This is a genomic window from Corynebacterium sp. UMB6689 (assembly GCF_030215295.1).
GTDB lineage: Bacteria > Actinomycetota > Actinomycetes > Mycobacteriales > Mycobacteriaceae > Corynebacterium > Corynebacterium aurimucosum.
Genome location: NZ_JASOLS010000002.1, coordinates 150,398 through 169,941, shown reverse-complemented (window position 1 = coordinate 169,941; position 19,544 = coordinate 150,398). Strand labels below are relative to the sequence as shown.

18 protein-coding genes and 1 pseudogene are annotated in these 19,544 nt (G+C 60.3%); 7 read left to right on the top strand and 12 right to left on the bottom strand.

Going from position 1 to position 19,544, the window contains the following annotated elements:
* The first annotated feature begins 38 nt into the window (after positions 1 to 38).
* On the top strand, positions 39 to 1,172 hold the full coding sequence (locus QP363_RS01730; RefSeq protein WP_070730937.1) for a hypothetical protein: 1,134 nt from the start codon (positions 39 to 41) through the stop codon (positions 1,170 to 1,172).
* Positions 1,173 to 1,252: 80 nt separating this feature from the next.
* Here QP363_RS01730 and QP363_RS01725 read toward each other — a convergent pair whose 3' ends face one another.
* From QP363_RS01725 to glpX, 4 genes are all read right to left on the bottom strand, one after another.
* A complete protein-coding gene (locus QP363_RS01725; RefSeq protein WP_284762078.1) occupies positions 1,253 to 2,788 on the bottom strand; it encodes an MDR family MFS transporter in 1,536 nt (511 codons plus the stop codon).
* Between the two features lie 33 nt (positions 2,789 to 2,821).
* On the bottom strand, positions 2,822 to 3,445 hold the full coding sequence (locus QP363_RS01720) for a TetR/AcrR family transcriptional regulator (protein WP_070447037.1): 624 nt from the start codon (positions 3,443 to 3,445) through the stop codon (positions 2,822 to 2,824).
* Between the two features lie 407 nt (positions 3,446 to 3,852).
* Positions 3,853 to 5,253 carry a class II fumarate hydratase gene (locus QP363_RS01715; RefSeq protein ID WP_070646319.1) on the bottom strand — a complete coding sequence of 467 codons (1,401 nt, stop codon included), beginning with the start codon at positions 5,251 to 5,253 and terminating at the stop codon, positions 3,853 to 3,855.
* A 98-nt stretch (positions 5,254 to 5,351) separates the two neighbouring features.
* Positions 5,352 to 6,371: a class II fructose-bisphosphatase gene (glpX, locus tag QP363_RS01710; RefSeq protein WP_070646322.1), complete on the bottom strand. Its 1,020-nt coding sequence runs from the start codon at positions 6,369 to 6,371 to the stop codon at positions 5,352 to 5,354.
* A 202-nt stretch (positions 6,372 to 6,573) separates the two neighbouring features.
* On the opposite strand from glpX, the gene QP363_RS01705 reads away from it, so the two are divergent.
* Complete coding sequence (locus tag QP363_RS01705; RefSeq protein ID WP_070447031.1) at positions 6,574 to 7,164, top strand: DUF4245 domain-containing protein; 591 nt, start codon at positions 6,574 to 6,576, stop codon at positions 7,162 to 7,164.
* Between the two features lie 10 nt (positions 7,165 to 7,174).
* Here QP363_RS01705 and QP363_RS01700 read toward each other — a convergent pair whose 3' ends face one another.
* The 3 genes from QP363_RS01700 to xseA are packed head-to-tail and all read right to left on the bottom strand — an operon-like array spanning position 7,175 to position 9,117.
* Complete coding sequence (locus QP363_RS01700; protein WP_144657110.1) at positions 7,175 to 7,531, bottom strand: hypothetical protein; 357 nt, start codon at positions 7,529 to 7,531, stop codon at positions 7,175 to 7,177.
* The gene (locus QP363_RS01695) at positions 7,532 to 7,819 is read right to left on the bottom strand and encodes an exodeoxyribonuclease VII small subunit (protein WP_010187330.1); all 288 of its coding nucleotides are present in this window, start codon (positions 7,817 to 7,819) and stop codon (positions 7,532 to 7,534) included.
* Positions 7,820 to 7,875: 56 nt separating this feature from the next.
* Positions 7,876 to 9,117, bottom strand: a complete 1,242-nt coding sequence (gene xseA / locus QP363_RS01690; RefSeq protein ID WP_070646334.1) for an exodeoxyribonuclease VII large subunit — start codon at positions 9,115 to 9,117, stop codon at positions 7,876 to 7,878.
* A gap of 154 nt (positions 9,118 to 9,271) precedes the next feature.
* Between xseA and QP363_RS01685 the strand changes: the two genes are divergently transcribed.
* Positions 9,272 to 10,231, top strand: a complete 960-nt coding sequence (locus QP363_RS01685) for a 4-hydroxy-3-methylbut-2-enyl diphosphate reductase (protein ID WP_201828430.1) — start codon at positions 9,272 to 9,274, stop codon at positions 10,229 to 10,231.
* Here QP363_RS01685 and QP363_RS01680 read toward each other — a convergent pair.
* From QP363_RS01680 to QP363_RS01670, 3 genes are read right to left on the bottom strand one after another with little or no spacing between them, the layout of a single operon-like run.
* A complete protein-coding gene (locus tag QP363_RS01680) occupies positions 10,228 to 10,971 on the bottom strand; it encodes a DUF6542 domain-containing protein (protein WP_246815763.1) in 744 nt (247 codons plus the stop codon). The two genes, QP363_RS01685 and QP363_RS01680, sit on opposite strands and share 4 nt — an antisense overlap.
* A 35-nt stretch (positions 10,972 to 11,006) precedes the next feature.
* Complete coding sequence (locus QP363_RS01675; protein ID WP_070710742.1) at positions 11,007 to 12,077, bottom strand: DNA recombination protein RmuC; 1,071 nt, start codon at positions 12,075 to 12,077, stop codon at positions 11,007 to 11,009.
* Between the two features lie 36 nt (positions 12,078 to 12,113).
* Entirely contained in the window at positions 12,114 to 13,607 is a 1,494-nt protein-coding gene (locus QP363_RS01670) for an AI-2E family transporter (protein ID WP_070447020.1), read from the bottom strand.
* A 47-nt stretch (positions 13,608 to 13,654) separates the two neighbouring features.
* On the opposite strand from QP363_RS01670, the gene ychF reads away from it, so the two are divergent.
* The 4 genes and pseudogenes from ychF (at position 13,655) to QP363_RS01650 (ending at position 17,599) form a co-directional block, all read left to right on the top strand.
* Positions 13,655 to 14,740, top strand: coding sequence for a redox-regulated ATPase YchF (ychF, locus tag QP363_RS01665; protein ID WP_070646340.1), 1,086 nt, complete (start codon positions 13,655 to 13,657; stop codon positions 14,738 to 14,740).
* Positions 14,741 to 14,769: 29 nt separating this feature from the next.
* Positions 14,770 to 15,984, top strand: a complete 1,215-nt coding sequence (locus QP363_RS01660) for an amidohydrolase (RefSeq protein ID WP_284762059.1) — start codon at positions 14,770 to 14,772, stop codon at positions 15,982 to 15,984.
* A 142-nt stretch (positions 15,985 to 16,126) separates the two neighbouring features.
* A pseudogene (locus QP363_RS01655) lies at positions 16,127 to 16,459 on the top strand (DJ-1/PfpI family protein); the annotation flags it as partial.
* A 228-nt stretch (positions 16,460 to 16,687) separates the two neighbouring features.
* A complete protein-coding gene (locus QP363_RS01650) occupies positions 16,688 to 17,599 on the top strand; it encodes a cation diffusion facilitator family transporter (protein WP_070447014.1) in 912 nt (303 codons plus the stop codon).
* A gap of 9 nt (positions 17,600 to 17,608) precedes the next feature.
* Here the strand turns inward: QP363_RS01650 and QP363_RS01645 are convergent, their stop codons facing one another.
* Together QP363_RS01645 and QP363_RS01640 are read right to left on the bottom strand one after the other, a co-directional pair.
* A complete protein-coding gene (locus tag QP363_RS01645; protein WP_284762053.1) occupies positions 17,609 to 17,917 on the bottom strand; it encodes a hypothetical protein in 309 nt (102 codons plus the stop codon).
* An 11-nt stretch (positions 17,918 to 17,928) separates the two neighbouring features.
* On the bottom strand, positions 17,929 to 19,476 hold the full coding sequence (locus tag QP363_RS01640) for a succinic semialdehyde dehydrogenase (RefSeq protein WP_070719092.1): 1,548 nt from the start codon (positions 19,474 to 19,476) through the stop codon (positions 17,929 to 17,931).
* Positions 19,477 to 19,544: the final 68 nt, after the last annotated feature.

The window sequence follows — 19,544 nt, the reverse complement described above, 5'->3', positions numbered from 1 at the left end:
AGAACCTGTTCTCAACCACTCTCTATCGAAGGCGAATCATGTCTTTCCGCACCTCTGTGCTTGCCCTTTCTACCGCCGTAGCCGTGTCGACCGGTGCTTTCGCAGCGCCCGTTGCCACGGCTGCTGAGTTTCCATCTGCCGGCTCCGTCCCTGTGGCGGAGCTCGACGTTAACCACCCCAATGGTGCTTTGGCTTATGTCTTTGCTGAGCCCGTGATGCAGTCCGATATTGACCTGGTTACCCGCCAGGTTCGGCAGCTACGCGGCAAGGCTTGGGACGATAACCTTCCCTTCAACGGCGGAACGCTGCGCCAGGCTGCTAGCGCCGCAGGTTTCCGCACCCGCGATGCCTATGTGAATTCCATCTCCTGGGATCGCGGTCTCGAGCACGCGGTTTTGCAGCGCGCTGCCGAGGAGAACCTTGACTTCAACCATGAGAGACTGCCAGGGGTTCCTCCCTTCGGAGTCATTAACAACCTCTGGGCCGGTGAAAACCTGACCACTAAAGGGATGTCGGACGCGATCGCATCGTGGTCGACCGATAAGTACCAGGGGGCAAGCGAGTGGGATATGCTCATTCGCTCACATGGCCAGTTCAATGATCGCACTGGGCACCTCTACTCGATTATCGATCCCACCCACGTAACATTCGCTCAGGCGCAGGTAGGGGAGGTGACTGCTGGTTTCTTCTCCAACCGCGATATGCCCGGTCAACCCGCGCGTATTTCCGGCCGCCACGCATTCCCTATTGCCGTGCCGGAAAGCACAGTCGGCAAAGCCGAGCTCATGACTACGGGTGGCACTTCCGTCGGAAGCCAAGGAAGCCTGGGATTGAGCATCGACGGCTTCCGGGGAGCAAAGCTGGGGGTTCCGGTGGCGTCGCCAAGCAGCAGCGATCCGGAGGTCTTGGAAGTCAACGAGGACGGAACCTACACGGCCAAGTCCGAGGGCACTGCGACCATCACCTTCAACACTCATGTGTTGCGTAATGGTCAGCCCCAGCTGTCAAACAACCAAGTCACCAAGACCGTGAAGGTGACCAAGAAGTCTCTTCTCGGAAGCTCGAGCACCGGTGGCACGGATGTTGGGACCATCGTGGGCATCATTGCCGGCCTGCTGGCACTCATCGGTGTGGCTGCGCAGGTAGCGCGCCAGTTAGGAATCCTGCGCTAGGCACGTTGATACAAGAAAACCCTCGCTACGTGATTCTTCGTAGCGAGGATTTCTTGTTGTTGCATCCTTAGGGGAGTGCTCTAATCGATGGTCTCCTTGAGGTGCTCCTCCCGCACGGGCAGGATAAGCAGGAGAGCGATGATGGCCATCGGAACCATGAGCAGGATGACTGGGGTTAGACCATCGTTATAAGCGTTGAGGACGACATCGCGGATCGGCTCCGGTAGCTGTGCAACCATCGATGGGGTCAGGTTGGAGGAACCGCCGCCCTCGGCGTTGAACTTTTCCGCAAACGGTGCACCGGCCTTGCCCATGGAAGCAATGGCAGCAGGCATATTGGCAGCTAACTCGTCCTTCATGTTGTGGATGAATAGCGAGCCCACGAGGGAAGCGCCCATGGCGGAGCCGATTTGGCGGAAGAAGTTGTTAGCCGCAGTAGCGGTGCCCACCAGCGCCACGGGGAAGGAGTTCTGAACGATGAGAACGAGCACTTGCATAACAAAGCCAAGTCCGATGCCGAAGACGAGGAACTCCGCGCCAAGCTGAGTCAGGGAGGTCTCCACAGTCAGCTTCGACATCCAGAACAACGCGCCAGCCGTAATGGCGAGACCGATGATGGGGTAACGCTTGTAGTGGCCGGTTCGGGCGATGATGAATCCCACTGTGGTAGAAGTGCCGATCATGCCGAGCATCATCGGGATCATCATGAGTCCCGCCTTGGTAGGTGTGAGGGTGTGCACCATCTGCAGGTAGGTCGGCATGTAGCCCAGCACACCGAACATAGCCAGGCCCAGCACCATGCCGGCGGCCGTCGTGAGCACCATGTTGCGGTTCTTAAACAGCAGAACTGGGATCAGGGGCTCCTCGGCTCGCTTCTCGACGAAGACCGTGATAACAGCACCAATCACAACGATGACGGCCAAGGTAAGAATGACGGGATCCGACCACTCATACTGAGTGCCGCCCCAGGTGGTCATGAGGATGAGCGAGGCGGTAGTGATAGCGATGAAGGTGGCTCCCAAGGCATCAAACTTACGCAGATCAGTATCGCCGACGCGCAGGTGCAGAACGAGCACGCACACGGTCATGGCGAGCAGACCAAGGGGAATATTCATCCACAGACCCCAGCGCCAGCCAGGTCCATCAGTGAACCAGCCGCCAAGGACTGGGCCGAGGACGGAGGACAGGCCGAAAACGCCGCCCATGATGCCCATGAACTTACCGCGCTCACGTGCCGTGGTGACCTCCGCGATGATGGACTGGGAGGAGATCATCATGAAACCAGCGCCGAAGCCCTGAATGGCACGGCCAATAATGAGCAGATTCATCGAATTGGCGAAGCCACCCACGGCGGACCCGATGACGAAGGTGGCAATACCGCCGATGTAGAGCCACTTGCGGCCCATCATGTCACCGAGCTTGCCGGAGATAGGCATAGCAATGGTCATGGTGACCAGGAAGGCGGAAATAACCCAGCTCATGTGGTCGACACCGCCGAGCTCGCCGACGATGGTGGGAAGAGCGGACGCGAAGATCATCTGCCCCAGGGAGCTCATCAACATGGTGAGCACGAGGGCAGAGAAGACGAGGGCAAGGTTGTTTTTCCGGCTTGCCATTGTCAGTGTTGGCCACTGGCGGTTTCGCGGTAGCTACCATGACAGTCCTTTCGAATAGTTGTTGATGAGTGCGAGTGCGGAGTCAAAGCGCTGCTCAAAGGGGATATCACAGCTGAAGTCTGGCGAGGTGGTGGCCAACCAAAAAGCCTCACGGATGGTGACAGCAATGAGTAGTGCCTCCGTGTGCGGGGAGACATCCGGCATGGTCTTTAACGCTGGCTCCTTCTCTAGCCGCTGGGTGAGAAGCTCAAGTACTTCGTTAGACTTGGCACGCTTTCTGCTTAAGGACGCCGCCGCTGCGTCCGCATCGCGGGAGATACGGCGGCGTCGTTCAGCAATTTCCTTATTGGCGTGCTGCCCATTGAGGTGTTCCTTGATGAGACCTACGGCCAGCTTAAAGAGGTTCTCCGTAGGAGTTTCGAGCAGGTAACTCTTTTGCTCCTGGGAGAACTCTTGGCTGGGGTTGCCCAAGACGGCTGAGTCCTTGGAATCGAAATAGTTAAAGAAGGTGCGCCGGGAAATTCCGGCCTTCTCACAAATCTCCTCCACCGTGACGGAGGCAAAGCCATGCTCGTCTACCAAGAGGGTGGCAGCATCCTCTATGCGTAGGCGAGTTTTCAGGCGTTTTTGCTCGCGTAATGACAGTTCTTCTTGCACGGAGTGTAATCCTACACCCGGTGCAAGTTTGCACCAAGTGCAATGATGGTGATTCTCGTGAGGGCGGGGAGCTCTTTATGGCGTAGCGCACAGGAAGGGGGGGAGCAGATGGTAGCAACCCTACCCTTCGCGCTCACCAGCAGCATGCGCTGTGGCTGATTAAGGCTCGCCGTGAGCGCGAAGGGCGCGAAGTGATGGCTTGGAAAGGAACTCTCAAGCCCAAAACTGCCCTAGTTGACGAAGTTATTGCCAGATCTTGAGTCATGAGCGGTGGTTTTGGCAGATCGGGCAGTTGCTGCCCCGACCTTGTTGTTGGCCCCGCAGGGCGGATGAGAAAACAGCGAAACCGCCCTGCGTGCCACCTCAAGGAGGTGGTGCGAAGGGCGGCGGCGTGGGCGAAAGCGAATTTAGAAGTTATCGCGGTCGCGGTTGGTCATGGTGAGAACGTTGAGGCGCTCATCGAGTTCCTCTTCGGTGAGGTTCTCGCCGTCGACGAAGCCGAGGTCGATGACGGCTTCGCGGACGGTGATCTTCTCGTTCAATGCGTGCTTAGCTGCCTTGGCGGCGTTCTCGTAGCCGATCTTGGAGTTCAGCGGGGTGACGATGGAGGTGGAGGACTCCGCAAACTTCTTCATGCGCTCCTCGTTGGCCTCGATGCCGTCAACGCACTTCTCAGCGAAGACGCGGGAAACATTAGCCAGCAGGCGGGAGGACTCGAGAACGTTGCGGGCCATCATCGGGATGTAGACGTTGAGCTCGAAGTGGCCGTTGGAGCCGCCGAAAGCAACAGCGGCGTCGTTGCCGATGACCTGGCTGACCACCATGGTGGCGGCCTCGCTCAGAACCGGGTTGACCTTACCCGGCATGATGGAGGAGCCCGGCTGCAGATCCGGGAGGTGGATCTCCGCAAGGCCGGTGAGTGGGCCGGAGCCCATCATACGAATGTCGTTGGCAATCTTGTTGAGGGAGATAGCAACGGTGCGCATGGCGCCGGAGAACTCGACGAGGGCGTCGCGGGCAGCCTGGGCCTCGAAGTGGTTCTTGGCCTCGGAGAGCTGGTCAATGCCGGTGAGCTTCTTGAGCTCCTCGGTGACCTTGCCGCCAAACTCAGCGTCGGTGTTCAGGCCGGTACCGGTAGCGGTGCCGCCGATAGCCAGTTCGCCCAAGCGCGGCAGGGTAGCCTCAACGCGCTCGATGCCGAGCTCGATCTGGCGAGCGTAGCCGCCGAATTCCTGGCCCAGGGTGATCGGGGTGGCGTCCATCAGGTGGGTACGGCCGGACTTAACTACATCAGCGAATTCCTTGGCCTTGGCCAGCAGGGAATCGTGCAGGACCTTGAGACCCGGGATGAGGTCATTTACTGCAGCCTCCGTTGCCGCAACGTGGGTTGCAGTGGGGAAGGTGTCGTTGGAGGACTGACCCATGTTCACGTGGTCATTCGGGTGAATCTCCACGCCGTTCTTGTGGGCGATGGAGGCGATGACCTCGTTGGTGTTCATGTTGGAGGAGGTGCCGGAGCCGGTCTGGAAGACGTCAATCGGGAAAGCATCGTTGTGCTTGCCCTCTGCAATCTCGGTGGCGGCGGCGATGATGGCGTCAGCCTTCTCCGCGTCCAGCTTGCCGGAGTCCTTGTTCACCTGAGCACAGGCAGCCTTCAGGAGGCCGAGAGCGCGAATCTGCGCATCCTCTAGACCGCGGCCGGAGATCGGGAAGTTCTCCACGGCGCGCTGGGTCTGGGCACGCCACAGGGCATCTGCCGGAACCTTTACCTCGCCCATGGTGTCGTGTTCAATGCGGTATTCAGTCATGGATTCACCTTTTCTGTGAAATGAGTTTTGTTGGGTTCTTTATGTGTGCCGTGGCACGGCATTCATGGCCACCGTAGCACTCTTCCTAGGAAAGTGAACTAGCTTTCCTTATCGTGGGGGTTGGTGTAGTCGACCACGGAGTATTCCTGCAGCTTAGCCAGCTTATGGATGGAGTCGACGTAGCGGATGGTGCCGGACTTGGAGCGCATAACCAGAGAGCGGGTGGTGGCACCGTTCGGGCGGTAAGAGACACCGCGGAGCATATCGCCATTGGTCACACCGGTAGCGGCGAAGTAGCAGTTCTCAGAGGACACCAAGTCGTTGGTGGTGAGGACGCGGTCGAGGTCGTGGCCAGCCTTGCGAGCCTTCTCGGCTTCCTCCTCATCCTTGGGCCATAGCTTGCCCTGAATTTCTCCGCCCATGCACTTCATAGCGCAGGCGGTGATGATGCCCTCCGGGGTGCCGCCAATGCCCATCATGAGGTCGATGGAGTTGCTGTCCTGGCAGGTGGCGATGGCGCCGGCGACGTCACCGTCCATGATGAGGCGAACCTTGGCACCGGCTTCACGGATCTCCCGGATAAGGTCATCGTGGCGCGGGCGGTCGAGAACGACGACGGTCAGGTCAGCTGGCTTGATGCCCTTGGCCTTGGCCACGGATTTCACGTTCCACTCCACCGACTCATTGAGGTCGATGGCGCCGACTGCCTCGGGGCCGACAGCGATCTTCTTCATGTAGAAGACCGCGGACGGGTCGTACATCGTGCCGCGCTCGGCAGCGGCGATGACAGAAATAGCGTTCGGGCGGCCTTCAGCCATCAGGCGGGTGCCGTCAACTGGGTCGACGGCGATGTCCATCTCGGCGCCCTGGCCGGTGCCGACCTTCTCGCCGTTAAACAGCATCGGGGCTTCATCCTTCTCGCCTTCGCCAATGACGACGACACCGTTCATCTCGACGGAGTTGATGAGCTTGCGCATAGCATCCACCGCGGCGCCGTCACCTTCATTCTTCTGTCCACGGCCAACCCAGCGACCCGAGGCGAGTGCTGCCGCCTCGGTGACACGCACCAGCTCCATGGCTAGGTTGCGGTCGGGGATATAAGACGTGTTGTCAGACATGTTTGATTAGTCCCTTTCTTTTCAGGTGGCTCGGCCCGGGGTGGGGGACAACCCGGAATACATATTCCATTCTTCCACTTTTCTTCCGGTTTCAAGCCCGAATGCCTCCCCCAGAAGTGGGATGAGGGGGTGATTGCTGCCAAAAAGGGCAGGTAGGAGGCCGCTGTCGCATGTGGTGGAGCAGGCGTGACATACTAGGCGAGTGGCATCTGAAGATAAACCAAAGATTTTTGAGGACGCGCGCGATATCACCCTGACGGTGGGCGTCATCCTCATCATGATGTTCCTCGCGGTTGGGGCAACGGGACTGTGCTCAATCAACCCCGAAAAGTCGGGGCCCGTGCAGAACGTGGATGCCGCTACCTTCTTGGAGATGGAAGCGCGCGGCAGCGGGGCTGTCATTAGGGAGCCGGATATGCCGGAGGGCTGGCAGCCCACAGCCGCGCGGCGCAAGCAGATGGGTGGCGAATCTGGTGCTGTGGTGAGCTGGCTGACCACTAACGATGGCTATGTTGAGTCAGTGCAGACGCAGCTGGCGCTTGGCGATGTCCCCGGGGCTTATGACTCCAATTATCGTGCCAACTCCGAGCGGCGCGAGGTAGCGGGCCAGGACGTGGAAATTCTCAGTAGCGATGACAAAGACGTGCGCCCGCTGTGGATTACCGACTTGGGGGATGCCCGCCTCGTCCTCACCGGCTCTGCCTCCGATGCCGACTATGAAGCGGCCCTGACCGCATTTACTGAGGCCGAGCCACTCCAGATCGCTGAGGATGGAAGCGTCATCAGCGACTAGGTTCCGCTGATTAACGGAAGGTTACGCTCTGCAGTGTGGTTCCGTCCCATTCCACCTCGACCGAATCTCCAGCGGCGCTGGTGAGGGACTCTGGATCGAGGCCGCTCAAACGCGTCTTGCCGAGGTATACATCTACCTTCTCATGGAGGGACTTGCCGGGGAAGATGGCGATCTCGCTGAGCTTATTCTCACTAAAGCGCAGAACAATGGAGCCGGAGAAGTAGCCGATCTCTTCGCCATTCGCGGTGTGCGGGGGGCCGAAGAACTCTTCAGCGAGCTGGCGCGAATCACCGAAGACCATGGACCCTGCTCCGCCTGACTTGGAGACGAAGTCCACGCGATCTCCCGGGTAGCCGTAAATCTTCATTTAGTCTTCTCCTGCTTCTTCGTTGTGAGCTGCACTATCGGTGCCCTCTGCGTTCTTTCGGAGGGCCTCCTCTACGCGCTTCGAGGCACCGTCGAGGTGCGCCTCGCAGGCCTTAGCTAGGGCCTCGCCGCGCTCCCAGTACTTGAGGGATTCATCCAATCCCATCTGTCCTAGCTCGAGGATCTTCACTGTTTCAATGAGCTCATCACGAGCCTGCTCATAGCTCAGCTCTTCCACCGGCGGGAACGCGTCCTGGCCGGGCTGGCCGGCGCCAATCGTGTCAGTCATGAGGTGAAGTATCTTCTTTCTCTTGTATGTTCCGTCTTAACTATTAACTGTTCTGTTTAATCTGCGGCCTGAGAAGCCATTGCAGCAGCGGTGATCGAGCCATCGCCCACACGTATACGCAGCTGCGAACCCGGTGGTGATTGCGTGTAGCTCGTGACGACCTCCGGACCGCTGCCATCGCGCGGAAGGACTTGCACGATGGCATAGCCGCGTTCGAGGGTGGCCGAGGGGCCTAAGGCGGAGACCCGAGCACGCAATGAGGCTACCTGGTTAGTTTCGCGGTCCAGATAGTGGCTCATCACCCGGCGGATCAGCGCGAGATTTCGCTCCAACTCCTCGCGGCGTGCGTTGATAGGCACCATCGGATCTGCAAGAACCGGGCGGGAGCGGATGTTTTCGAGTCCGCGGCGCTCTCGGTCCACCCAGCCGCGCAGCGCTGCCGCCATGCGCGAGCGTGCTTCGGAGATCAGCGCGTATTCCTCGGCGGCGGAGGGTACGACACGCTTGGCCGCATCGGTGGGGGTAGCGGCGCGGAGATCGGCGACATCATCAAGCACCGGGTGATCCGGCTCGTGGCCGATGGCGGAAACGACAGGGGTGCGGGCCTCCGCCACGGCGCGTTGCAGTGCCTCCTCGGAGAAGGGGAGGAGGTCCTCCACTGAACCGCCGCCGCGAGCAATGATGATGACATCTACGTCTGGGTCCGCGTCGAGAGTCCGCAGAGCGTCAATCACCTGGGTAACAGCCGTGGCTCCCTGTACTGCAGTATTGATGACGTTGAACTGGACCGCCGGCCAGCGGTCCTGTGCCACAGACAGGACATCGCGCTCGGCATGGGAGCCGCGGCCAGTGATGAGGCCGATTTTCTTGGGCAGGTAGGGAAGCGGCAACTTGCGCGAGGGATCACACAGGCCTTCCTGGCGCAGCTTCTGCCGCAACATTTCCACCCGAGCGAGGAGATCTCCGATGCCGACGTGGCGGATTTCGGTCACCCACAGGGAAAAGCTTCCGCGCCCAGCGTAGAAGGCAGGCTTGCCGTACACCACGACGCGGTCGCCATCTTTGAGCGGTGAAGGAGCATTGCGGATGAGCGAGGTGTTGCATGTCAACTGAACAGACTTTTCCTGCTCGACATCACGCAACGTGATATAGGAGAGCTTCCACGTCGGCTTCATGTTCAACTGGGTAATTTGCCCCTCCACCCAGAGGAAGCCGAGACGCTCGATCCAGCCTTTGACTTGGTCGTTGACCTTGCCGACGGGCCACGGTGTCTCCGCGGAATTGGCCGGTTGGTTCACGCGCAGTCCTTTCTCTTGAGCGGTCTTCTCGTTGGGGTCTGTTCCGAACAGTGTATGGCTCAGTCTAGGAGGCGCGCCGGACATCCGGTGTCACCGGCCAAGCCGGGTGGGCGGGAACTACAGTATGTGCGCGACTTTCGATACTGTGGGTGCCATGACTGAAACTGCAAAGAAGGTGCTCCTGGCGGCTCCCCGCGGCTACTGTGCCGGCGTGGACCGTGCTGTTGAGACAGTGGAAAAGGCGTTGGAGAAGTACGGCGCCCCGATCTACGTGCGCAAGCAGATTGTGCACAACCGGTTCGTTGTTGAATCCCTGGCTAAGCGTGGTGTCATCTTTGTGGAGGAGGCTTCCGAAGCCCCCGAAGGCGCTCATCTCGTGTTCTCTGCACACGGCATCGCGCCGAGCGTGCGCAAGGAGGCACAAGAGCGCAAGCAGCTCACACTCGACGCCACCTGCCCGCTGGTGACCAAGGTCCACAAGGAGGCCCAGCGCTTTGAGCGCGATGGCTACCAGATCCTCCTTGTCGGCCACGAGGGGCACGAAGAGGTCGAAGGCACCGCCGGTGAGGCCCCGGACGTTACCCACCTGGTGGATGGCTTGGAGGGCGTCGACAAGCTGCCCGATTTCCTGCATGAGGAAAAGCTCATCTGGCTGTCCCAGACCACCTTGTCGGTGGATGAAACCATCCAGATCGTCAACAAGCTGCGCGAGCGCTTCCCGCACTTGGAGAACCCGCCATCAGATGACATTTGTTATGCCACGCAGAATCGCCAGGAGTCGGTCAAGGCCATTGCTCCGAAATGCGATCTCATGATTGTTGTGGGCTCCGAGAACTCCTCGAACTCCAAGCGCCTCGTCGAGGTTGCTTTGGAGGCGGGCTCTAAGACTTCACACCTGGTGGACTTTGCCTCGGAGATCGACGAGGCCTGGCTGGAAGGCGTGAACACTGTAGGCGTGACCTGCGGCGCGTCCGTGCCTGAGCTGCTGGTCCGTGAAGTGCTGGAGTTTCTAGATGAGCGCGGCTACAACGATGTTGAACAGGTGACGACGTCCACGGAGACCATCACTTTCTCCCTGCCACGCGAACTGCGTCCGGCACGTACTGCGCGTTAATCCTCGTCGTAGAGATTTTCTTCCAGCGGCTGGGAGGACCGCTGGGAGCGCTCCCGTGCACGCCGCGCCTTCTCTGCTGACTCAGCGGCGGCGCGACGGAAGTCCTCCCGCTCATCCGCCTCGGGGGAAGCCTGTCGGCGCTTCGCGCGTTCTTCGGCTTGAAGCCGCCGGCGTTCTTCGCGGTCGCGCTCACGGACTCGGCCCGAGCTCGTAGCTTCACGGGCAAGCAGTTCTGCTACGGACAGGCGCTCGGAGCGGCTCCGGCGATCGGAGGCAGCTTCGGCGCGGCGCTTTTCTTGAGCTTCAGCCTCAAGGTTCTTCGCGTGGCTATCGCTGCGCCACAGGCGCAGAACCGCGAGCAGCGCGCAGGCCACAACCGTAACGATGAGCACCGGGAAATGCTGCAGTAGTGGGAAAGCCGTGGTGAGAATCGCGGTTTTGGAAAAGGGCGAGGCACCTTCCGGCAATCCAGCGGTGGAATTGATGAACCCGCCGCCCACGGTTCCTAATGCGTACAGCAGCGGAAGGGAAATCACCGTCATGTAGAGGCCGCGAGTTTCCACCAACCAGGTGACAGCCAGCGAACCGAGTCCAAAAATCAGGGCGAAGGGCAGCCCCACGCTGCCCAGAACGCCGGAGACCGCCAAGGCCACAAGCGTAACGACGAGCGCGACGAGGAGTGCTCGGCTAAGCGGCATCCCGCGGCGGCGAGGGCGGCGACGATTTTTGGCTACAGACACGCCCAGAAAGCTTACCGGGGTTGGTGACCAAAACGTTATTCATTCTGGGCGCGCCGCGGCCAAGAACCGACGCTGCGCGGCTCCACCGGCAGGCGGTCAACGCGGGCTGGAACATCCAGCTCCTTGAGTCGCCGCGCCGTAACCCCGACGCGAGAATCCAAACTGGCCAAGCTTGCGTTATAGGCTTCCACCGCGCGCTCGAGTCCGCGGCCTACCTTGTCGTAGTGCTCGTTAAGAGTGTTCAAGCGCGTATAAAGCTCGCGACCCAAACGCTGGACTTCGCGGGCCTTGTCGGAGATCTCCTCGTGCTGCCAGCTCACCGCGACGGTGCGCAAGAGAGCAAAGAGGGTGCTTGGGGTGGCGATGACGACGTTGCGCTCGAAGGCGAATTCCAGCAATTCGGCGTCGATAGACAGGGCAGCGTCGACGAAAGTATCGGCGGGGACAAAGAGGATCACAAACTGTGGCGTGGGGGAGAAGGCCTCGATATAGTCCTTCGACGCCAGTGCCTGCACGTGGGAACGCATGAGGTGCGCGTGGCGGCGAAGATAGCCTGCCCGCTCCTCCGGGTCCTCGGTCTCCATTGCGTCGAGGTAGGCACTGAGGGGCACCTTTGCATCCACGACAATGCTGCGCCCTCCTGCCAAGTGAATGACCAGATCAGGGCGTACCAGCGATCCGTTGATGCGGGCACTGACTTGGGAATCAAAGTCCACGTGTTTGCGCATGCCACCGAGCTCAACGACGCGCTCTAGTTGTACCTCGCCCCACCGCCCGCGGACATTGGGGGAGCGCAGCGCGCCGACCAGCTTGTCCGTGCGATCAGACAGGCGTGTTGAGGTCCGAGTTACCGCCTGGACCTGGCTGCTGAGTGCTGCGAGCGAGGTCGCTCGATCTTCCTCTATTTCCTGGAGCTGTAGCCCTAGACGGTCCATGGCTTTCTCCAGCGGAGCGAGCTCTGCTTGGCGGCGCTGGGACTCTTGCAGGGCGCGATGCTCCTCTGAAGGCTGGGCGGACTGCGCTGAATAAGCGCGGGCTAGCCAGCCCAATGCGGCCCCAATGATGAGGCCGAGGAATAGGAGCACTATGGGTAGGGAAGACGTCATGCCTGCCATCATGGCATGCGTCCCGGACATGAAGAATTAGTCTTTATCCTTTGATTGCAACATCTGTTCGAGAGCGCTAATTGCGCGCTTGATTCCCGCTCGTGCTCCTCCATCGCGTTCACTGAAATCCGCATCAACGTCGACATTCGCGTCGATCTTTTGGTCCAGAGGGCTCGTGCCGTTGTGGGTGACGTCTTCGGCTGCGCCTTCGGGTGCGGCGTGGTCGGGGATGGACAGCCACTGCTCGCGCTTGTGATCACCCTGTTGCTGCGTGTAGCGCCCGATGAGGAAACCAGCGACGGTCGAAAACTCCAAGTCCTCGGCAGTTCTTTCGCCCGATTGGAGCATCATCATGTCCTGGAAATAGCGGTAGACCACCGCGATGGTCGCTGCGGCCGGGACGGCGAGGAAACCACCGATGAGGCCGAAGAGCGCGGAACCCACGGTCACGGAAATCAACACGATAACCGGGTGCAGGTTCATGGCCTTCGACTGCAGCCACGGGGACAGCACGTTGCCCTCGAGCTGTTGGACCAGCAGTACTAGGCCCAGCACGAGCAGCGCCTTGGTGAACCCCAAAGACACCAGCGCGATGGTCACGGATAGTGCGCCGGCCACGATCGCGCCGACAAAGGGGATGAATCCGGCGATGAACGTGATGATGGCAAGCGCCATCGCCAAAGGTACACCGATGAGTGCCAGGCCGAGGCCGATAAAGACAGCATCAACGGCGGAGACCACTGCTTGTGCCCGCACGAAACCGCCCAACGTGGACCACACGCGGGTCAGCAGCTCAGTGAGGTGCCAGCCGGTCCGGCGTCCCGTGGCCTGGCGCAGCCAGGGCAGGAAGTTGTGGCCGTCCTTAAGGAAGAAGAACGTCAGCACCACGATGATGAAGAGCGTGACCACGATGGAGGTCGCCGTGCCAATGCCCGTGAATACCGAGCCCGCGATGGACCCTGCTTGGCGCTGTAGCCACAGGGCGATTTCATCGATATAGCCGCCGATCTCATCCGCGTCGAGGTTGAGCGGAGGGCCCTGTGCCCATAGCTGCAAACGTTGAATACCTTCGACAGTCTGCAGATATAGCGTCTGGGACTGCCGCGCGAAGTCCGGTGCGATGAACATAAAGAGAGTGCCCACCGCAGTAAAAGACACCAGAATGGTCACTGCCGCAGCGAGGGCTGACGGCAGTCCCTTGCGCCGCATGGCACCGGCAATGGGAGCAAGCACAGTGCAAATAATCAGCGCAATGAGAACGGGCAGGATGCCGCGCCAGAAGTTGCCCAGCATGCGGAAGGAGGCATAAAGGAATATCCCAATGATGGTCAGGCGCAGTGCCCACAGCGATGTGGACTTGATGACCTCGCCGACCACCACAGAACGATCCACCTGGTTGCCGGGAGGGTGCGGAGAGACAGCCTTCAGCGAAGCAGCATCGACGGAGTCATCGAAACGCCCGCCGAGCGCTGCCTCCGCGGCGGCGAACTCAGAGGAAGAGGCGTTGGGGGATGGCTGATCAGAACTCACCCCACCATCTTGCCTCAAAAGATCCGGGGTGCGTTAGGATTGGCCCCGTGAGTCTTACACTTGGAATCGTCGGCCTGCCCAACGTGGGCAAGTCCACTTTGTTTAATGCCCTGACCCGTTCTGACATCTTGGCGGCGAACTACCCGTTCGCCACGATTGAGCCCAATGTCGGCCTCGTTGAGCTTCCCGATTCCCGCCTTAACCGCCTTGCGGAAATCTTCAGCTCCGAGCGCATCCTCCCGGCCACCGTGTCCTTCGTGGATATCGCCGGCATTGTGGAAGGCGCTTCCAAGGGTGAAGGTATGGGTAACGCCTTCCTTGCCAACATTCGTGAGGCTGATGCCATCTGCCAGGTGGTGCGTGCCTTTGCTGATGAAAACGTCATCCACGTCGACGGTGAAGTCAACCCGGCACACGACATTTCTGTCATCAATACGGAGCTCATCCTCGCGGACCTGCAGACCATCGAGAAGGCCTTGCCGCGCTTGGAAAAGGAAGCCCGCAAGAACAAGGATTTGGCCGAGACCGTGGAAGAGACCAAGAAGGCCCAGGCCATCTTGGAAGATGACCGCACCCTCTTCGCTGCTTCCAAGAGCGACGAGATCGACCTATCCCTCCTGCGCGAGCTGCACCTCATGACCGCGAAGCCCTTCCTTTATGTCTTCAACTCGGATGAGGCCGTGCTTACCGATGACGCCAAGAAGGAGGAGCTGCGCCAGCTCGTCGCCCCTGCGGAATGCGTCTTCCTCGATGCCCAGACCGAAACCGACCTCCTTGAGCTCGATGAGGCGGAGGCACTGGAACTGCTCGAGTCGGTGGGCCAGGAAGAGCCTGGCTTGGCGACGTTGGCCAAGGCCGGCTTCGCCACCCTCGGCCTGCAGACCTACCTGACCGCAGGCCCGAAGGAAGCCCGCGCGTGGACCATCAAGCAAGGTTCCGCGGCTCCGCAGGCTGCGGGTGTTATCCACACCGACTTTGAGAAGAAGTTCATCAAGGCCGAAATCGTCTCCTTCGATGACCTAGACGCCGCTGGCTCCATGGCAGAGGCCCGCAACGCCGGCAAGGTGCGCCAAGAAGGCAAGGAATACATCATGCAGGACGGCGACGTCTGCGATTTCAAGATCGGCGGCTAGTTAGCCACCACTCCGCGTAGGCTGTGGGCATGAGTATCGCCCACATCCTAGACCGCGCAGCAGAGGCCACGCAGTGGCAAGAGGCCCTGTACAAGGATCTGCACCAGCATCCTGAGCTCAGCATGGAGGAGGAGCGCACCCGCGGTGTTATCGCGGATAAGCTCCGGGAATTTCCAGGAGTCGAGGTGCTGGAATTCGGCGGGGGAGTCGTCGGCATCCTCCGCAACGGCGTAGGTTCGACTGTCCTAGAGCGTGCCGATTTCGACGGCTTGCCCATCACAGAGGACACCGGCCTGGACTACTCCGCTTCGGGCGAGGCAATGCATGCTTGTGGCCACGATGCTCACGTGAGCGCCTTGTTGGGTGCCACGGAAGCGCTGGCGAAAGCAACCGATGCGTGGTCCGGTACATTCGTCGCTCTATTCCAGCCGGGCGAGGAGACCGCTGAGGGCGCGCAGTCCATGGTGGATGCGGGCCTCACCGATAGAGTCCCCACGCCCGATGTAGCCTTTGGTCAGCACATCTTCATCGATAAGAATGCTCCCGCCGGTAGCGTGCTGATTGCGCCCGGCCCGGTCTTGTCTACAGCGACCTCACTCACCGTCACGGTCTATGGCCACGGTTCTCACGGCTCGATGCCGCACCTCAGCGTCGATCCGGTGGTGCTGGCCAGCTCCATCGTTCTGCGGCTGCAGACAATTGTCTCCCGTGAGGTCGACCCCCACCACTTCGCCGTGTTGACTGTTGGCGCCCTGCAGGCGGGTTCGAAGGCAAACATCATCCCGGACTCGGCGACCCTGCGCATCAACATCCGTGCCTATGACGAGGACGTCCGGGCTCAAATCGTAGAGGCAATTCACCGCATTGTTAAGGCAGAGTGCCGGGCAGCGATGTCCCCGCGCGAGCCAGAGTTTGTGCAGAGTGATAATTACCCCCTTACCGTCAACGATGAAGACGTGACCAAAAAGGTGCGCGCGCAGCTTATCGAAGTTCTGGGTAGCGACAACGTCCTCGACATGGAGCCGTGGACCGCCTCGGAGGATTTCTCTCGCATCCCCGATGCCTTCGGCGCTCCCTATTGTTTCTGGGGCTTTGGCGGGCGTACCGATGGCGCATCAATTCCTAACCACAATCCGCGCTTTGCGCCGGAGCTGCAGCCGACGCTCACCACGGCGACGCAGGCTCTGATAGCCGCTGCTTACGCCTATCTGGGGAATCAGCGTAAGGATGTCCCTAAGGAGTAGCTAGGAACTGCTTGGTGATGATGGGGCGGTCGACATGCTACTCGCGCACCCAACGCGAAAGCGATCGAGTGTAGCGACGTGGTAGGCGAGTTCTCTCCGGGGGTAGCGAACTCGTCAACATCGCGTTAGGCTGGCTTCTCCATTCGACGGCATCATTTTGCCAGGTGGTACCGGTAATGCGGATATGCTCCGTCTGGACAAGTCCGCTGTAGAAATTGTGCGCAATCACGTCACCCAGGATCTCCCGCTGGGCGTTATTTGCCACGGTGCTTGGATCCTGACCGATGCCGATGTGCTCAAGGGCCGTACCCTTACTTCTTTCCCCAGCTTGCGGACCGACCTGCGTAACGCCGGCGCTACCTGGGTAGACGAAGAGGTTCACTGCGACCAGGGTCTGGTTTCCTCCCGTACCCCGGACGATCTCCCAGCCTTCAACGCTAAGTTGGTTGAGGAATTCGCAGAGAGCCAGCACTAAACCTTATGTTTAGTAAAGCCGCGGGTGCGCAACCTGCGGCTTTTTGCGTCTTGCTTCCGCCGTAAGGCCTCTATATTGTTAGATATTCCTGAAGGGGAGTAGTTCCCTCGGATACTTTCCGAGATGCCTGGTCGACATACTGGCTTTTCCGCCCGGCCAGCCAGCGTTTGCATTGCCTGCGGCGTGAACGAGACCTTCGGTCCGCACCCGAACCGAAGGAGTTTTAAGTTGTCTTCTCTTAGCTCAGAGCAACTACTGCTCGAGCGCTTTATGAAGCTCTCTATCACCACCGCAGTGGCCACGATTGCGCTCAAGGTCATCGCTGCCGCGGTGACGGGATCTGTGGGCTTCCTTTCCGACGCCCTCGAATCCGGCGTTAACCTCGTTGCCGCCGTTGTGGGGTTTGTGGCTATCAAAATTGCGGCAAAGCCGGCCGATGCGAACCATCAGTTCGGTCACGGCAAGGCCGAGTATGTGTCCGCGCTGGTCGAGGGTGTGATGATCTTCGTCGCTGCAGCGATGATTATCTACACAGCCATTCGCCGACTTCTGGATCCGCAGCCGCTGGAGCAACCTGGGCTTGGCCTCCTTCTGTCGCTCGTGGCTTCCTTACTTAACCTGGGCGTGGGCCTTCTGCTTGTGCGCGCGGGCAGGCAGCATCGTTCGGCCACTTTGCAGGCGGACGGAAAGCATCTGCTTACCGACGTCTGGACGTCCGTCGGCGTCCTCCTCGGCATCGGCGCGGTCAGCCTCACGGATTGGTTGTGGCTCGACCCAGTCATCGCGTTTGCCGTGGGCCTCAATATTTTGTGGACTGGCTACAAGTTGCTCAAAGAATCACTGAGCTCCCTGTTGTCGGAGTCCCTGCCTAAGGAAGAGCATGCGCAGCTTGATGCCCTCCTTAACGAACTGGAGGAGCGTCATGACGTGGAGATCACGTCGCGTCGTACCGTTGCTTCGGGCCGCAACCGCTTGGTGTATCTCACGATGGATGTTCCCGGCCAGTGGACAGTGCTGCACTCGCACACTGTTGCCGACAGAATCGAGGACGCCATCGACGAGCTATTCCCCGGCGCTGAGGTCTTTATCCACGTCGAGCCCGCTGGAACGGTTCATCGCCGCATTTTGCGAATGCCGTAACGCTTGCAGCTAACGCAAGCTGGCCACGCCGCGTCCGCCTTCCATTACCCACGGCCAACTGAGACCGTTCTTGGTCAGGACATCATTGCGGATCTCATCGGGGATAATCCATTCCTTGTTGGCATAGCCCAGCAAGTATTCGTCACACTCAGCTCGCAAGGAGAGCGTACGAACGCCGGCATTGTAGGTCTGGCCCTGCAGAGCAAGGAGATGTTCAGCCACTTCTAGCGCCGACGTGAGGGGCCGCGCCGCCGATGATGCAAGGCCTTGAGCAATGAGCCGACGAGCGAGAAGCTCATCGCGGGTAAGTTCCTTCATGGCTGTTTAGGTTAGAGTCGGAAGGTCTTCATCAGCTGCATGCCGGTGGACACCAGATGACGGAAGCGCTCCGGGGAGATGTACTCCGAGGGCGCAAGCGGGTGTAGGCGTTGCTCGGCCACGGTGCGCTCATTGGCCCACAGGCGCATGCCGGTAATACCGTGGCGGTGGTTCAGGCCAGACTCCTTGACGCCGCCACCGGGTGCGGCGATGGAACCATAGGCGGCTGCGAAGCCCTCATTGATGTTGACCATGCCGGCTTCCAGCTGGGAAGCCACCTTCCACGCGCGGCGGGAGTTTCCGGACCACACCGATGCGGATAGGCCGTAGGTCGTGTCGTTGGCGAGCTGAATGGCTTCGGCGTCGGAACTTACCGTATACACCGCGAGCACTGGGCCGAAGGTTTCGGTGGCATAGAGATCCATCTCTGGGGTCACACCAGTCAGCACGGTGGGCTCGTAGAAGTAGGGCCCAAGGTCCGGCCGGGCCTTTCCGCCGTAGACCACGGTGGCGCCCTTAGACACGGCATCCTCCACGTGGGCTTTAACGGCATCGAGCTGGCGTTGCGAGGTCAGCGAGCCGATGGTGGCGGCATCGGAGAAGGCCGCGCCGAGCACCTGCTGGTCCAGCGCGTTCTTGAGTTCTGCGAGGAACTCCTCGAAGACGCTCTCGTGCACATAGGCGCGCTCGGCGGACATACACAGCTGCCCGGAGGAGGAGAATGCGGTGCGCACGGCGCCTTGGGCGGTGGGCTTAAGGGGGGCGTCGTCAAGCACCAGCATCGGGTTCTTGCCACCCAGCTCCAGCATGGTGGGGATGAGGCGCCCCGCAGCCTGGGTAGCGATGGACTTGCCAGCCTTGGTGGAACCGGTAAAGGAAAGGCCATCCACCAGGGGAACGAGGGCATCGCCCACTTCCGCTCCGCGGCCGGGAACCAGCTGCCAGGCAGCCTCCGGAAGGCCCGCCTCGATGGCTAGGCGCCTCAGCAGAATCGCCGTTAGCGTGGTCTGAGAATCCGGCTTGTGCACCACGGCATTACCAGCCGAGAGGGCTGCCAGAACATCGCCAACACCGAGGGACAGGGGATAGTTCCACGGAGAGATTAGCCCCACCACGCCCAGTGGGTAATGCTGGGTGCGGGTCTTAGTCAGCACGGGAAGCGCGCCGGGGTGGCGGTCAGCGCCGAAAGCTTTGCGGATATTGACCGCGTAGAAGCGCGCGCAGTTATACAGATCCATCAGCTCGTCATAGGCATGGGAGCGGGACTTGCCGTTTTCTGCCTGGATGAGGTCGAGGATGAGCTCCTCGTTCTCCTGAACGAGGTCGTGCAGGCGCAGCAGGATGGCGGCGCGGTCACCTTGGCCAACGCCGGCGCGCGCATAGTTGACGGCTTTCTCGACGTCCCCGGCAGTGGCGACAGGGAAGCTAAAGAGATCCTCACCGCTAAAAGGCGCGTGAGCCTGGTGCTGCTCACCCGTGCCGCGAACATCGCGGGCGGGGTCCGTGTCTAAGAAATTGAGCACTCGATGGGGCAGACGGGTCTGAGTGAAGGTCTTCATGCGGTCTATTGTCCCAAAAATATGCGAGGGCGCTATAGATTTTTCGAGATTTGTCTCACAAACTAAAT